Origin of the sequence: Amnibacterium sp. (assembly GCF_036559085.1) — a bacterium.
Classification (GTDB): Bacteria; Actinomycetota; Actinomycetes; order Actinomycetales; family Microbacteriaceae; genus Amnibacterium.
In genome coordinates, this window is the sequence record NZ_DATBTU010000012.1 from 17,305 (window position 1) to 31,564 (window position 14,260).

Sequence of the window (14,260 nt, forward strand, 5' to 3'; positions counted from 1 at the left end):
ATCCGTGCCGCGTGTAGGCCGACACACCGCGTTTCGGCCTACGCCCGGCACATTCCCCTACTCCCGGCACGCAAGGCGCCGCGGTCGGGACCCCCATCCGCATCGGGAAGGATGGCGGGGTGATCCTGCACGACCCCGAATCCCGCACCTTCGCCTCCGACAACTACGCCGGCGCCCTTCCCGAGGTGCTCGCCGCGATCGCCGACGCGAACGGCGGGCACCAGATCGCCTACGGCGAGGACGTCTACACCGCACGCCTCGGCGAGGTGGTCACGGCTGCGTTCGGCGAGCAGGCCGAGGTCTTCCCGGTGTTCAACGGCACGGGCGCGAACGTGGTCGGCCTCACGGCGCTGCTCCCGCGCTGGGGCGCGGTGATCGCGACGGGCAGCGCCCACATCCACACCGACGAGGCCGGCGCCCCCGAGCGCGTCAGCGGACTGAAGCTGCTCGTCGTGCCCGGCGTCGACGGCAAGCTCACGCCGGCCGCCATCGAGACGGAGGCGTGGGGATGGGGTGACGAGCACCGGGCGCAGCCCCTCGCGGTTTCCATCACCCAGAGCAGCGAGCTCGGCACCGTCTACACGCCGGAGGAGGTGCGGGCGGTCGCCGACTTCGCGCACGAGCGCGGCATGGCGGTGCACATGGACGGGGCGCGGATCTTCAACGCCGCCGCGTCCCTCGGCCTGCCGCTGCGGGCGTTCACGACCGACGCCGGCGTCGACCTGCTGAGCCTCGGCGGCACCAAGAACGGCGCGCTCGGCGCCGAGGCGGTCGTGGTGCTCGACCCGGCACGCGTCGACGGGCTGATCTACCTCCGCAAGCTCAGCATGCAGCTGGCGAGCAAGATGCGCTTCACCAGCGCCCAGCTGCTCACCCTCCTCGAGGGCGACCTCGGCATCCGCACCGCCGCCAGGGCGAACGCCATGGCCGCCCGCCTGCGGGGGGCGCTCGAGGACGTGCCCGGCGTCGAGTTCAGCCACCCGACGCAGGCGAACGCGATCTTCGCTGAGCTCGACCTCGACGCGGCGGACCGAATCCGGCAGCGCTTCCGCTTCTACGACTGGGACCGCGCCAAGCGCCAGGTGCGTTGGATGTGCGCCTGGGACACCACCGAGGGCGATGTCGACGCCTTCGTGGCGACCGTGCGCGAGGCCCTGGCCTAGCGCCGTACGCCCGGCGCGCCGCGCCCGCCTTCCCGGGCGCGGCGAGGACCATCGACGTCCGTGATGGGCATCAACCACGCCACGAGCGGGGCCGCGGTCTGGTTCGCGGCGACCGCGACGCTGCCCGCGCTCAGCACAGGCCTCTACCCGCTCGCGCCGATGGGCGTGCTCGCGGGCGCGCTCGTCTGCGCCGGGGCGGCCCTGCTGCCGGATGCGGATCACCACAGCGGCACGATCGCCCACTCCGTCCCCGTGGTCGGCCGCCTCGTGGCCCGGTCCGTGGAGGACGCCAGCGGCGGTCACCGACACGGCGCCCACACCCTCTTCGCCGCCCTGATCGTCACCCTGCTCGCCGTGCTGCTCGGCCGAGTCACCACGGTGCTGCCCCTGCTCGGCAGGGTGCCCGTCGGTCCCGCCATCGCCACGATCGCGCTCATCTGCTTCGCCGTGAAGGCCCGCGACGTCGTGAAGCGCTGGTCGACCGCCTGGTTCCTCGGCCTCGTCGCCGCCGCGGCCGTGCTGCTGTTCTCCCCCGACAACCCCGTCTGGTTCCCCGTCGCCGTGGCGCTCGGGTTCGTCACGCACATCGCGGGCGACCTGCTCACCGTCGAGGGCGTGCCGAGCCTCATCTGGCCGATCCAGGTGAAGCCGCCGAAGGCCTGGGCCCGCACCCCGGGCCTCCGGGCCATCTGGAAGCGCAACGGGTACGTCTCCGTACCGGTGCTCGGCCATGCGGGCTCCGTCCGCGAGCACCTGCTCGGCGTCGCCCTCGCCTTGTACTGCGTGTACGCCTTCGTCGCCGTCGCTATGCAGGCCGGTCACGTCGACCTGCTCGCCATGCACTGATCGACGGAACCCGTGCCGTTCGCACGCCGGATCGACGGATTCCGCACAAGGGGACCCCGAAAGCGGCCGGATCCGTCGTATCCTGACCGCATGGATCTGCAACGCGACGTGGTCGTGATCGGTGCCGGTGCCTGCGGGCTGACGGCGGCCACCGCCCTGCGACGGGCCGGCCTGACCGTCGCGGTGCTCGAGGCGCGCGACCGGGTCGGCGGCCGCCTCTGGACCGACACCGCCACCGGCGCCCTGCTCGAGCTCGGCGGCCAGTGGGTCTCGCCGGACCAGACCGCGCTGCAGGAGACCGTCCAGGAGCTCGGCCTCGAGCTCTTCTCGCGCTACCGCGAGGGCGAGAGCGTCTACGTCGGCCATGACGGCGTCCCGCGTCGCTTCACCGGCGACATCTTCCCCGCCTCCCCCACGACGGAGGCCGAGATCGAGCGGATGATCGGGGTGCTCGACGGGCTCGTCGCCGAGATCGACCCGGACGAGCCGTGGCGCCATCCGCGCGCCCGCGAGCTCGACGCGATCACCTGGCGCGCCTTCCTCGAGCAGCTGTCCGACGACGCGGAGGCGCGCGACAACGTCGCCCTCTTCATCGCCGAGGCGATGATCACGAAGCCCGCCCACGCGTTCTCGGCCCTCCAGGCCCTGCTCATGGCGGCCTCCGCCGGCAGCTTCAGCAACCTCGTCGACGCCGACTTCATCCTCGACAAGCGTGTCGTCGGCGGCCTGCAGCAGGTGCCCGAGCGCCTCGCCGACGCCCTCGGCGACGACGTGCTGCTGAACCGGCCGGTCCGCACCGTCGAGCGCACGGACGACGGCGTCGTCGTGCACGCCGACGGCGACCTGGTGATCCGCGCCCGCCGCGCGATCGTCGCGGTCCCGCCGAACCTGTACGACCGCATCAGCTACGTGCCCCCGCTGCCCGCCCGCCGCCACGTGATGCACCAGCACCTGTCGCTGGGCCTCGTGATGAAGGTGCACGCCGTCTACGAGACGCCGTTCTGGCGCGCGCAGGGCCTCTCCGGCACCGCGTTCAGCCCGTACGCCGTCGTGCACGAGTCCTACGACAACTCCAACCACGGCGACCCCCGCGGCGTGCTCGTCGGCTTCGTCTCCGACGAGAAGGCGGATGCGATGCTCGCGCTGCCAGAGGACGAGCGCCGTGCGGCCATCCTCGACTCCCTCGCCGGCTACTACGGCGACGAGGCACGGCACCCGACCGTGTACGTGGAGAGCGACTGGGCGAGCGAGGAGTGGACCCGCGGCGCCTACGCGGCGAGCTTCGACATGGGCGGCCTGGCGCGATTCGGCGCCGACCTGCACTCGCCCGTCGGCCCTATCCGGTTCGCCTCGAGCGACCTGGCCGGGCACGGCTACCAGCACGTGGACGGCGCGATCCGCATGGGCCGACGGGTCGCCGCGGAGGTGCTCGCCTCGCTGCCGGCCCCCGTGGTCGTCTGAGGCGCCTTAGAGCGCGAGGCCCCGCTTCTGCAGCGGGAGCCACATCACGTAGAGCGCGACGAGACCGTGCCGGCGGCTGCGGAAGGCCTTCGGGACCGTGCCGACGACCCGGAAGCCGAGCGACTGCCACAGCTGGACCGCTCGCGCGTTCGTCTCCACGACCGCGTTGAACTGGATCGCCTCGTAGCCGGACGCGGTCGCCCACTCGATCACGTGCCGCCCGAGCGCGCGGCCCACGCCGCCGCCCGTAGCGGCCGGGTCGACCATGAAGCTGCCGGTGGCCACGTGCGATCCCCGGCCGGGCCGGTTCGGGCCCATGGTCGCCGACCCGAGCACCCGCCCGTCGTCGTCCACCGCGACCACGACTCGGTGCTGGCCCATCCAGAGACGCTCGGCCTCGTCGTCCGTGAGGTCCTCCGGATAGGCGTACGTCTCCCCGTCCTCGACGATCGCGCGGAAGAACGGCAGGATCTGCGGCCAGTCGCCCGGCTGCGCCTCGCGGATGATCACGCGGTCACCCTAGTGACCGCTCGGCCTCTACCGGCCCCCTCGCGACTGCTGTCCGCACGGACAACTGCTGCCGCTGAAACGCCGACAGTTGTCCGTGCGGACAGCAGGCGGGCGGTCAGCGGGAGGCCGAGCGGGGCCGGCCCGGGATGTCGGTCGGCGCAGATCGCCCGACGAAGAGCCCCATGCCGGCCATGATCACCCCGAGCCCGAAGTGCAACCAGTTGTCCGGGTCGTTCAGCGGCACGAAGTTCACCGGCGTCCGCACGCCCGTGACGATCAGCCCGTAGATCCAGAGGAGCAGGTAGACCACGCCGCCCCAGATCAGGTAGTAGCGGGAGAACGTGCCGTTGCCGGCGGCGATGATGCCCACGATCCCGTAGAGCAGGTGCACGAGGTTGTGCAGCACCGACACCTCGAAGATCCCGAGCAGCTTCGCCCCCGACATCGGACCGGCCAACGAGAGGGTCCCCGTCGTGATCCCCGGGACGAAGCCGGCGATCCCCACCAGCACGAAGACGATCCCGAAGCCGAGCGCGACCTTCTGGTGGTCGCGCCTCGCGTAGCCCCTGCCGCGATCGTTGCCGTCGTCGGTCATCCCGGCCCTCCCCATCCACGGCGCGATGCGCCGTCCCTCGCGACCGAGGAGACCCCGTGCTGCTGGACGGACGGCGGACGCGCACCCGGAGGGCGCTGAGGGTCAGGGGCGCAGGAGGACCTTGATCGCGCGGCGCTCGTCCATGGCGGCGTACGCCTCCGCCACCTCGGACAGCGGCAGGTCCAGGTCGAACACGCGGCCGGGCTGGATGCGGCCGTCGAGCACCTCGGGCAGCAGCTCCTCCACGTAGTTGCGCACGGGCGCGACGCCGCCGCGCACACCGACGTTCGAGCCGAACATCGTGCGGATGGGCAGCTCCGCGCCGCCGTTCGGCACGCCGACGTAGCCGACCACGCCGCCGGGGCGCACGGAGCGGATGGCCTGGTCCATCGACTCCTTCGTCCCGACGCACTCGAGCACGGCATCGGGGCCGATGCCGTCGAAGAGCTCCTTGATGCGGGCGATGCCCTCGTCGCCGCGCTCGGCGACGACGTCCGTGGCTCCGAACTCGACCGCGAGGCGCTGGCGCGACTCGTGCCGCGACATCGCCACGATCCGGGTGGCGCCGAGGCGCTTCGCGGCGAGCACGGCGCAGAGGCCGACGGCCCCGTCGCCCACGACCGCGACGGTCGACCCCGCCGTCACGCCCGCGGCGTGCGCCGCGTGGTGACCGGTGCCCATGACGTCGGAGAGGGTCAGCAGGTGCGGCACGAGCTCGGGTGCCGGCTCACCGCCGGGCACCGCGACGAGGCTGCCGTCCGCGTGCGGCACCCGAACGCGCTCGCCCTGGCCGCCGTCGGCGAAGCCCCCCATCCGGTCGTCCGCGCCCCACCATCCGCCGTGGAGGCACGAGGTGCTCACGCCGTTCAGGCAGTTCGGGCAGGTCATGTCGCAGTCGTAGAAGGGCGCGATCACGAAGTCGCCGACGCGGATGCGTGACACCTCGGCGCCGACCTCCTCGACGACGCCGACGAACTCGTGCCCGATGCGGTGGGGACGCTTGGTCGGGGTGACGCCGCGGTAGGGCCAGAGGTCGGATCCGCACACGCAGGCCGCCACGACGCGCACGATCGCGTCGCCGCCGGTGGAGAGCACGGGGTCGGGAACCGTCTCGAGTCGGATGTCGCCGGGAGCGTGGATGAGAGTCGCCTGCACGGTCCTCGAGCGTACGACGTCCGGCTCGGCGCTCCTCTCGGGGAACACAGCGTGCCATGAGATGGTTGACGCGTCAGGCGCAATGGCGCGTCGTCCCGAGATCCCTCACCCAAAAGGAATGCAGCGCCATGACGCTCCTGACCGACACCCGCCGCGCCGAGACGGCCGCCCCGCTCCACGACCTGCTGGCCGAGCGTTGGTCCCCGCGCTCGTTCGACCCCGAGTTCGTCGTGCCGGACGAGGCGGTCACCGCCCTGATGGAAGCCGCCCGCTGGGCGCCGTCCGCCGCCAACTTCCAGCCGCGGCGATTCATCGTCGCGCGCCGCGGCAGCGAGGCCTTCCAGGCCGTCACCGACGCGCTCTCCGAGGGGAACCGTCCGTGGGCCCCGAACGCCTCCCTCTTCGTCGTGGCGATCGCGTTGACCAAGGACGCGGACGGCAAGCCCTACCGCTGGGCGGAGTACGACGCGGGCCAGGCGATCGCCCACCTCACGGTGCAGGCGCATGCGCTCGGGTTGCACGTGCACCCGATGGGAGGCTTCGACCCCGAGGCGATCGCGCTCTCGTTCGAGCTGCCCGAGGGCGCCGTCGCGGTCAGCGTGAACGCGATCGGCGCCGCAGCACCGGCCGACCTGCTGCCCGAGCGGTACCGCTCGCGCGAGGCCGCGCCGCGCACCCGCCTGCCGCTCGAGGAGCTCGTCGTCGTCGACGACTGATCGCCGGCGAGGAGGGGCCCGGGCCGATCGACTCCGGCCCTGCCTCGTTCAGCCCGCGATGTTGGCGATGAGGTTGACCGCCGAGGCGATCACGACCGCGCCGAAGAGGTAGGCCACCAAGGCGTGGCGCAGCGCCGTCGCCCGGATGACCGAGTCGCTGATGTCGGTGTCCGAGACCTGGAAGGTCATCCCGATCGTGAACGCGAAGTAGGCGAAGTCGACGTACCGCGGCGGCTGCTCCTGGTTGAAGGAGATCCCCCGGTCCTCGCCCGTGTAGTAGAGCACCGCGTAGCGCAGCGTGAACAGGGTGTGCACGAGGAACCACGACATCGCCACGCTCAGCACGCCGAGCAGCGACAGCAGCTCCTTGCCGGCGCCCTGCGCGTTCTTGGCCTCGGAGAGCACCACGATCACCGCCACCAGGCTGGCCACTGCCGCGATGACCAGGAGCACGTCGCTCATGCTGCGGTTCGGGGTCTCCCGCGTCGCGTGGCGCGAGGTCGCGTCCGCATCCATCCGGCCGACCTTCAGCCAGACCCACAGCAGGTAGACGGCGCACAGCACCACCCAGCCGACGTCGAAGGCGAACGAGTCGCCACCGAGGAGCAGCGTCGCCGTGGTTGCGGCGGCGCCGGCGGTGAACGCCACCAGGAGCCGCAGCCAGGATCTGCGGCGGTCGTAGGTCGACGCGTCGGGATGGTCCTGGGCGCGGCTCATGCTCCGATCATGGCCAGTCGACGATGAGGATCCTCACAGATCGGCGACCGGCACCTGGGAGCGCCCGACGGCGAGCTCATCGCCGGCCGGCGAGACGTCGACCCGCACCGTGTCCCCGTCGCGGACCTCACCCGCGAGCAGCGCCCTGGCCAGCCGGTCGTCGATCTCCCGCTGCATGAGCCGGCGCAGCGGCCGGGCCCCGTACATCGGGTCGTAGCCGCGCTCCGCGAGCCAGCGGCGCGCGGCGGGCGTCACGGCGAGGTCGAGGCGTCGATCGGCCAGCCGCTTCGTGAGCCGGTCGATGTACAGCTCGACGATCTCGCCGAGCTCGGTCTCGGTGAGCGACTGGAACACGACGATGTCGTCGAGCCGGTTGATGAACTCGGGCTTGAAGGCCTGGCGCACGAGCGCCTGCACGGCCTCCTCCTTCTGCTCGTTGCTGATCGACGGGTCGATCAGGTACTGGCTGCCGAGGTTCGAGGTGAGCACGAGGATCGTGTTCCGGAAGTCGACCGTGCGGCCCTGGCCGTCGGTGAGGCGGCCGTCGTCGAGCACCTGCAGCAGCACGTCGAAGACCTCGGGGTGCGCCTTCTCGACCTCGTCGAGCAGCACGACCGAGTAAGGACGACGACGTACGGCTTCGGTGAGCTGGCCGCCCTGCTCGTAGCCGACGTACCCGGGAGGGGCGCCGACGAGTCGCGAGACGGAGAACTTCTCGCCGTACTCGCTCATGTCGATGCGGACCATCGCGCGCTCGTCGTCGAAGAGGAACTCCGCGAGCGCCCGGGCGAGCTCGGTCTTGCCGACGCCGGTGGGGCCGAGGAAGAGGAAGGAGCCGGTGGGGCGGCCGGGATCGGCGATGCCGGCCCGCGTGCGGCGCACCGCGTCGGCGACGGCGCGGACGGCGGGCCGCTGGCCGATCAGCCGCCGGCCGAGCTCGCTCTCGAGCCGCAGCAGCTTCTGGGTCTCGCCCTGCAGCAGGCGCCCGACGGGGATGCCCGTCCACTGGGCGACGACGGCGGCGATGTCCTCGTCGGTCACCTGGTCGTTCACCATCTTCGGCTGGCCGGGCTCCTCCTCGGCCTGCTCCGCGGCCGCGAGCTCGCGCTCGATAGCGGGGATCTCGCCGTAGAGCAGGCGGGAGGCCTCCTCGAGGTTGCCCTCGCGAGCGGCACGCTCGGCGCGCATCCGCAGGGAGTCGACCTTCTCCTTCAGGTTGCCGACGCGGTTGAGGTCGGCGCGCTCGCGCTCCCAGCGGGCCTCGAGCCCCTGCAGCACGGCCTCGCGGCCGGCGAGGTCCTCGCGCAGCTTGGCGAGCCGCTCCTTGGCCGCGTCGTCCTTCTCGCGCTTCAGCGCCAGCTCCTCGAGGCGCAGCCGGTCGACGGCGCGACGGAGCTCGTCGATCTCCATGGGAGCGGAGTCGATCTCCATCCGCAGGCGGCTCGCGGCCTCGTCGATGAGGTCGATCGCCTTGTCGGGCAGCTGGCGGGCCGTGATGTAGCGGTTCGACAGCGCGGCCGCGGCGACGAGCGCCGAGTCGGCGATGGCGACCTTGTGGTGCGCCTCGTAGCGCTCCTTCAGGCCGCGGAGGATCGCGACGGTGTCCTCGACGCTCGGCTCCCCCACGAACACCTGCTGGAAGCGCCGCTCGAGCGCGGCGTCCTTCTCGATGTACTCGCGGTACTCGTTCAGCGTGGTGGCGCCGATCATCCGCAGCTCGCCGCGGGCGAGCATCGGCTTCAGCATGTTCGCGGCTGCGACGCTGCCCTCGCCGCCGCCGGCACCCATCAGGGTGTGCAGCTCGTCGATGAACGTGATGATGCGGCCCTCGGAGTCGTTGATCTCCTTCAGCACGGCCTTCAACCGCTCCTCGAACTCACCGCGGTACTTCGCGCCGGCGACGAGCGCCGCCAGGTCGAGCGAGACGAGCTGCTTGTCCTTCAGCGAGTCGGCGACGTCGCCCGCGACGATGCGTTGCGCGAGCCCCTCGACGACCGCGGTCTTGCCGACCCCGGGCTCGCCGATGAGCACGGGGTTGTTCTTGGTGCGCCTCGTCAGCACCTGGCTGACCCGGCGGATCTCCGAGTCACGGCCGATCACCGGGTCGAGCTTGCCGGCGCGCGCGATCTCGGTGAGGTTGATCCCGTAGCGCTTCAGCGCGCTGCCGGTCTCCTCCTGCGGGGCTGCTGCCCCTCGCATGTTCGCCACGGTGCCTCCTTCGACTTCCTTCGCGGACATTCAAGTTGAGTATCAGGGACTCAACTTTATTCCAAGCTGCGCGGACTCCAGACGACCACCTCGTTGCGTCGCGTGCGGGTGCCGTGCCGCAGCGGCACGACGTCCCCGTCGGCGGTGGAGGCGAACACCCGCGACCCGGGCCGGTTCAGCAGCTCCGTCGCAAGCGCGGACTCGAGGTCCCGCACGCGGCCGCGCAGCGCGACGACCTCGTTCTCGAGCTCGAGGATGCGCCGGATGCCCTCGAGGGAGACGCCCTCCCCCGAGAGCCGCTGCACCTCGCGCAGCTGTGCCACCTCCCGCAGCGAGTAGCGCCGGGACTTGCCCGCCGTGCGCCGCGGGGAGACGAGCCCGAGCCGGTCGTACTGCCGGAGGGTCTGCGGATGCATCCCCGCCAGATCCGCGGCGACCGCGATCGCGAACACCGGGTCGTCGGGACTCACGTCCATCACCACCCGGCCTCCCCCCGATGCGATCGTCGCGCGGTACCCGCGGCGTGACGCTGGGCCCACCGCCCCTTCCGGGCTGCGGAGGGGCATGCACACCGCGTCACGCCACGGGTACCGCGTGAGGCGGGCGTGATCATCCGCGCGCCTTGGCGATGAGGTCGTCGCGCGGGTTCTCCGCGGGGCCGGACGCCTGGAAGCGCTCGAGCGCCTCCTTCTGCGCCGCGGTGAGGTGGTTCGGCACCGCGACCTCGACGCGGGCGAGCAGGTCGCCCGTGCCGCGCGGGGTGGCGACGCCACGGCCCTTGACCCGCAGCACGCGCCCGCTCGAGGTGCCGGGCGCGATCTTCATCCGCACCGGCTCGCCGCCGAGCGTCGGGACCTCGATCGTGGCGCCGAGTGCCGCCTCCGCGAAGGTGACCGGAACGTTCACCTTCAGGTTCAACCCGTCGCGCTCGAAGACGGGGTGCTTCGACACGTTGACCGTGAGCACGAGGTCGCCGGCCTCGCCCCCGTCAGGGCTCGGCTCGCCCTTGCCGCGCAGCTTCAGCTTCTGCCCGTCCGTCACCCCCGCGGGGATGCGCACGGTGATCGGCTTGCCGCCACCGCCCGAGAGCGTCACGGTGTCGCCGTGCGTCGCGGTCAGGAAGTCGACCGTGACCGCGGCGGTGACGTCGCGACCGGGGGTCGGTCCGCCGAAGCCGCGGAAGCCGCCGGACGTCTGCCCGAAGCCCCCGTTGCCGCCTCCGAACATCCCGCCGAGGAGGTCCTCGAACCCGCCCCGGGCCCGGCCGCGGCCGGCGCCGCCGAACATCGACCCGAAGACGTCCTCGAACCCGCCCTGGCCCGGGCCGGCGGCGGTGAACCGCGCACCGGACCCCATCGCCCTGACCTGGTCGTACTCGCGCCGCTGCTCCTCGTCGGAGAGCACGCTGTAGGCCTCGCTGATCTCCTTGAACCGGGCCTCCGCCTTCGCGTCACCCGGGTTCGAGTCCGGGTGGTACTGCCGCGCGAGCTTGCGGTAGGCCTTCTTCAGGTCCGCTGGCGTGATCGACTTGTCGACGCCGAGGACCTTGTAGAAGTCCTTCTCGAACCAGTCCTGGCTGGCCATCGCTACGAGGCGGGGGTGTCGACGACGACCTTCGCGGGGCGGAGGACCGTGTCGCCGATGCGGTAGCCCCGCTCGACGACGTCGGACACCGTGGCCCGCTCGACCGCCGGGTTCTCGCGCTGGAAGATCGCGTCGTGCTCACGCGGGTCGAAGACCTGCCCGTTCTCCCCGAACGGGGTGACGCCGAGCTTGCCGACGGCGCCGCGCAGCTTCTGCGCGATCGCGGTGAGCGGACCGCCCTCGGCGAGGTCGCCGTGGGCCTCCGCCCGGTCGAGGTCGTCGAGCACCGGCAGGATCACGCGGGCGGCGTCGCCGACGGCGCGCTCCCGCTCCACGGTCCGCTCCCGCTCGACGCGGCGCCGGTAGTTCGCGTACTCCGCCGTGACACGGCGGAGGTCCTCGAGGTGCTCATCGACGGGACCGGCGGACTCGCCGGGCTCGCCCGCGTCACCCGCGTCGAGGCCGTCCAGGAACGCCTGGTCGGCGTCGCTGAACTTGGTCTCGACGTCCGGGCCTTCAGCGGCGATGAACTCGTCGCCGTCCGGGGTGCCCGGCACCTGACCGGGCATCCCCTCGTTCTGCTCGTTCGGATCGGTCATCGATGCGGTCCGTTCTCCTCGTCGATGACCTCCGCGTCGACGATGTCGTCGTCGGAGGAGGAGCCGGACGCGCCTGCCTGCTGGCCGGACTCGGCGCCGCCGGTCGACTCGCTCGCCTGGGACTGGGCGTAGATCGCCTGGCCGAGCTTCGTCTGGCTCTGCGACAGCCGGTCGAACGCGGCCTTCACCGCGTCGTCGTCGCTGCCGGCGAGCGCCGTCTTCAGCGAGTCGACGTCGCCCTGCACCTCGTCCTTCACGTCCGCGGGCAGCTTGTCGTCGTTCTCCTTGATGAGCTTCTCGATCGAGTAGACCAGCTGCTCGGCGGAGTTGCGCACCTCGGCGGCCTCGCGACGCCGCTTGTCCTCCGCGGCGTGCTCCTCGGCCTCGCGGACCATGCGCTCGATGTCGTCCTTCGGGAGGCTCGAGCCGCCCGTGATCGTCATCGACTGCTCCTTGCCGGTGCCCTTGTCCTTCGCGGACACGTGCACGATGCCGTTCGCGTCGATGTCGAAGGTGACCTCGATCTGCGGGATGCCGCGCGGCGCCGGCGCGATGCCGGTGAGCTCGAACGTGCCCAGGTTCTTGTTGTCGCGCGTGAACTCGCGCTCGCCCTGGAAGACCTGGATCGCGACGGACGGCTGGTTGTCGTCCGCGGTGGTGAAGGTCTCGCTCCGCTTGGTCGGGATCGCGGTGTTGCGGTCGATGAGCTTCGTCATGATGCCGCCCTTGGTCTCGATGCCGAGGGAGAGCGGGGTCACGTCGATGAGGAGGACGTCCTTGCGCTCGCCCTTCAGCACACCGGCCTGCAGGGCGGCGCCGACGGCGACGACCTCGTCCGGGTTGACGCCCTTGTTCGGCTCCTTGCCGCCGGTGAGCGACTTCACGAGCTCGCCGACCGCGGGCATGCGGGTCGAGCCGCCGACGAGCACGACGTGCGCGATGTCGGCGACCTTCACGCCGGCCTCGGCGATGACGTCGTTGAACGGCTTCTTCGTGCGGTCGAGCAGGTCCGAGGTGAGGTTCTCGAACTGGGCGCGGGTGAGCGTCTCGTCGAGGTTCGCCGGGCCGTTCTCGGTCAGGGACAGGTAGGGAAGCTGGATCGAGGTCGAGGTCGAGCTCGACAGCTCCTTCTTCGCCTGCTCCGCGGCTTCCTTGAGGCGCTGCAGCGCGATCTTGTCCTTCGAGACGTCGACGCCCGTCGTCTCCTTGAACTTCTTGATGAGGTGCTGGACGACGCGCTGATCCCAGTCGTCGCCGCCGAGCCGGTTGTCACCGGCGGTGGCGCGCACCTGGATGGTCGAGAAGCCCTCGTCCTTGCCGACCTCGAGCAGGGACACGTCGAAGGTGCCGCCGCCCAGGTCGAAGACCAGGATCAGCTCGTCCTCGCGGCCCTTGTCGAGGCCGTAGGCGAGCGCCGCAGCGGTCGGCTCGTTGATGATGCGGAGCACGTTGAGGCCCGCGATCTCGCCGGCGTCCTTCGTGGCCTGGCGCTCGGCGTCGTTGAAGTACGCCGGCACGGTGATCACGGCGTCGGTGACCGTGTCGCCGAGGTACTGCTCGGCGTCGCGCTTCAGCTTGCCGAGGATGCGGGCCGAGATCTCCTGCGGCGTGTACTTCTTGCCGTCGATCGTGGTCGTCCAGTCGGTGCCCATGTGGCGCTTGACGGACGAGATGGTGCGGTCGACGTTGGTCACGGCCTGACGCTTCGCCGTCTCGCCGACGAGCACGTCGCCGTCCTTCGTGAATGCGACGACCGACGGGGTGGTGCGGAAGCCCTCCGCGTTCGCGATGACCACCGGGTCGCCGCCCTCGAGCACGGACACCACCGAGTTCGTGGTTCCGAGGTCGATGCCTACGGCACGAGCCATGGGGTTGTTCTCCTTCATCTGGGGGTCTGTGGGCAGGACGGGTCGTCCTGTACGGAGTTGCGTCCTGAGGGCTCAACCCTACGTCCGGCGCTCGACGATGTCGAATCCGAATCACAGAAGTTGAGTCACTGATACTCAACTCGCAGGCGCGGCATGCATTCCCGGGATCGTCCCGGTTGACAACCCCGGGTTTCCTGCGAAGGTTGGGCCAGACGGCGGGAGGTGCGCGCCATGGGCAAGCTGACGTACGACTCCACGATCGTGGTCGACTTCGACGACCGCCTGCTCGCCCACCTGCAGATGGTCATCACGACGAAGCTGCGGCGCGGCGAGTCGTTCGCCTTCAGCTGGCGCGACGAGGCCGCGGTGGGCGACGGCCGCACGACGATCTGGCTGCACCCGGCGCTGCCGCTCGTGTTCAAGTACTTCGGCGGCAAGCAGCCCGTCATCAACCGGGTCTGGGTCGAGGCGCTGCTGCAGACCGCCAACTCCTCCGCCGGGCTGCATGTGGTGCCCGAGCCCCCCGAGCCGAGGCACGAGACGTGAAGCAGCGGGTCCGGATCCTCTACGACGGCCACGAGTTCACCATCCCGGATGTCGACAGCGTCGACATCCGCCGCCGCATCGACGCGGCGCTGACCGGTGACGACCCCTGGCTCGAGGTGACCTCCGGCTTCGGCCGCGGTGTGGTCGCCTTCCTGCGGATCTCGCCCGGGGTACCGATCGCACTGTACGACGAGGCGACCGAGGCGTCGGACTCCGCCGTGGCGGAGCCGCCGGTCGAGCACGACCCGCTCCTCTGACCCGGCCCCGAACTGGGCGCTCCTCGGCTCGTCCG

General features: G+C 71.3%; 15 protein-coding genes. 6 read left to right on the plus strand and 9 right to left on the minus strand.

Features of this window, described 5'->3' with window-relative positions; translation table 11 throughout:
- Nucleotides 1-119 precede the first annotated feature (119 nt).
- The 3 genes from VIG76_RS01695 (at nt 120) to VIG76_RS01705 (ending at nt 3,470) form a co-directional block, all read left to right on the plus strand.
- A complete protein-coding gene (locus VIG76_RS01695) occupies nt 120-1,163 on the plus strand; it encodes a threonine aldolase family protein (protein ID WP_331950384.1) in 1,044 nt (347 codons plus the stop codon).
- 63 nt (nt 1,164-1,226) lie between these two features.
- Entirely contained in the window at nt 1,227-2,009 is a 783-nt protein-coding gene (locus VIG76_RS01700) for a metal-dependent hydrolase (RefSeq protein WP_331950627.1), read from the plus strand.
- 90 nt (nt 2,010-2,099) lie between these two features.
- On the plus strand, nt 2,100-3,470 hold the full coding sequence (locus VIG76_RS01705) for a flavin monoamine oxidase family protein (RefSeq protein WP_331950386.1): 1,371 nt from the start codon (nt 2,100-2,102) through the stop codon (nt 3,468-3,470).
- Between the two features lie 6 nt (nt 3,471-3,476).
- Here the strand turns inward: VIG76_RS01705 and VIG76_RS01710 are convergent, their stop codons facing one another.
- From VIG76_RS01710 to VIG76_RS01720, 3 genes are all read right to left on the minus strand, one after another.
- The gene (locus tag VIG76_RS01710) at nt 3,477-3,980 is read right to left on the minus strand and encodes a GNAT family N-acetyltransferase (RefSeq protein WP_331950388.1); all 504 of its coding nucleotides are present in this window, start codon (nt 3,978-3,980) and stop codon (nt 3,477-3,479) included.
- Nucleotides 3,981-4,095: 115 nt separating this feature from the next.
- Nucleotides 4,096-4,575 (minus strand): DUF4383 domain-containing protein, encoded by a 480-nt coding sequence (locus VIG76_RS01715; protein WP_331950390.1) that lies wholly within the window; start codon nt 4,573-4,575, stop codon nt 4,096-4,098.
- 102 nt (nt 4,576-4,677) lie between these two features.
- Nucleotides 4,678-5,730 carry a zinc-dependent alcohol dehydrogenase family protein gene (locus VIG76_RS01720; protein ID WP_331950393.1) on the minus strand — a complete coding sequence of 351 codons (1,053 nt, stop codon included), beginning with the start codon at nt 5,728-5,730 and terminating at the stop codon, nt 4,678-4,680.
- Between the two features lie 128 nt (nt 5,731-5,858).
- On the opposite strand from VIG76_RS01720, the gene VIG76_RS01725 reads away from it, so the two are divergent.
- Complete coding sequence (locus VIG76_RS01725; RefSeq protein WP_331950395.1) at nt 5,859-6,446, plus strand: nitroreductase family protein; 588 nt, start codon at nt 5,859-5,861, stop codon at nt 6,444-6,446.
- Between the two features lie 48 nt (nt 6,447-6,494).
- Here VIG76_RS01725 and VIG76_RS01730 read toward each other — a convergent pair whose 3' ends face one another.
- The 6 genes from VIG76_RS01730 to dnaK all read right to left on the minus strand — a co-directional run bounded on the left by VIG76_RS01730 (nt 6,495) and on the right by dnaK (nt 13,422).
- Nucleotides 6,495-7,163, minus strand: coding sequence for a DUF1345 domain-containing protein (locus tag VIG76_RS01730; RefSeq protein ID WP_331950397.1), 669 nt, complete (start codon nt 7,161-7,163; stop codon nt 6,495-6,497).
- Between the two features lie 33 nt (nt 7,164-7,196).
- Nucleotides 7,197-9,371 carry an ATP-dependent Clp protease ATP-binding subunit gene (locus tag VIG76_RS01735; RefSeq protein WP_414640595.1) on the minus strand — a complete coding sequence of 725 codons (2,175 nt, stop codon included), beginning with the start codon at nt 9,369-9,371 and terminating at the stop codon, nt 7,197-7,199.
- A 56-nt stretch (nt 9,372-9,427) separates the two neighbouring features.
- Nucleotides 9,428-9,847: a heat shock protein transcriptional repressor HspR gene (locus VIG76_RS01740; RefSeq protein WP_331950631.1), complete on the minus strand. Its 420-nt coding sequence runs from the start codon at nt 9,845-9,847 to the stop codon at nt 9,428-9,430.
- Between the two features lie 133 nt (nt 9,848-9,980).
- A complete protein-coding gene (locus VIG76_RS01745; RefSeq protein ID WP_331950399.1) occupies nt 9,981-10,955 on the minus strand; it encodes a DnaJ C-terminal domain-containing protein in 975 nt (324 codons plus the stop codon).
- A 2-nt stretch (nt 10,956-10,957) separates the two neighbouring features.
- Nucleotides 10,958-11,554 carry a nucleotide exchange factor GrpE gene (locus VIG76_RS01750; RefSeq protein ID WP_331950401.1) on the minus strand — a complete coding sequence of 199 codons (597 nt, stop codon included), beginning with the start codon at nt 11,552-11,554 and terminating at the stop codon, nt 10,958-10,960.
- Nucleotides 11,551-13,422 carry a molecular chaperone DnaK gene (dnaK, locus tag VIG76_RS01755; protein WP_331950403.1) on the minus strand — a complete coding sequence of 624 codons (1,872 nt, stop codon included), beginning with the start codon at nt 13,420-13,422 and terminating at the stop codon, nt 11,551-11,553. The genes VIG76_RS01750 and dnaK overlap by 4 nt, the downstream gene beginning before the upstream one ends.
- 231 nt (nt 13,423-13,653) lie before the next feature.
- On the opposite strand from dnaK, the gene VIG76_RS01760 reads away from it, so the two are divergent.
- Nucleotides 13,654-13,968: a DUF7882 family protein gene (locus tag VIG76_RS01760; protein WP_331950406.1), complete on the plus strand. Its 315-nt coding sequence runs from the start codon at nt 13,654-13,656 to the stop codon at nt 13,966-13,968.
- Nucleotides 13,965-14,225 carry a hypothetical protein gene (locus VIG76_RS01765; RefSeq protein WP_331950408.1) on the plus strand — a complete coding sequence of 87 codons (261 nt, stop codon included), beginning with the start codon at nt 13,965-13,967 and terminating at the stop codon, nt 14,223-14,225. The genes VIG76_RS01760 and VIG76_RS01765 overlap by 4 nt, the downstream gene beginning before the upstream one ends.
- Nucleotides 14,226-14,260 lie beyond the last annotated feature (35 nt).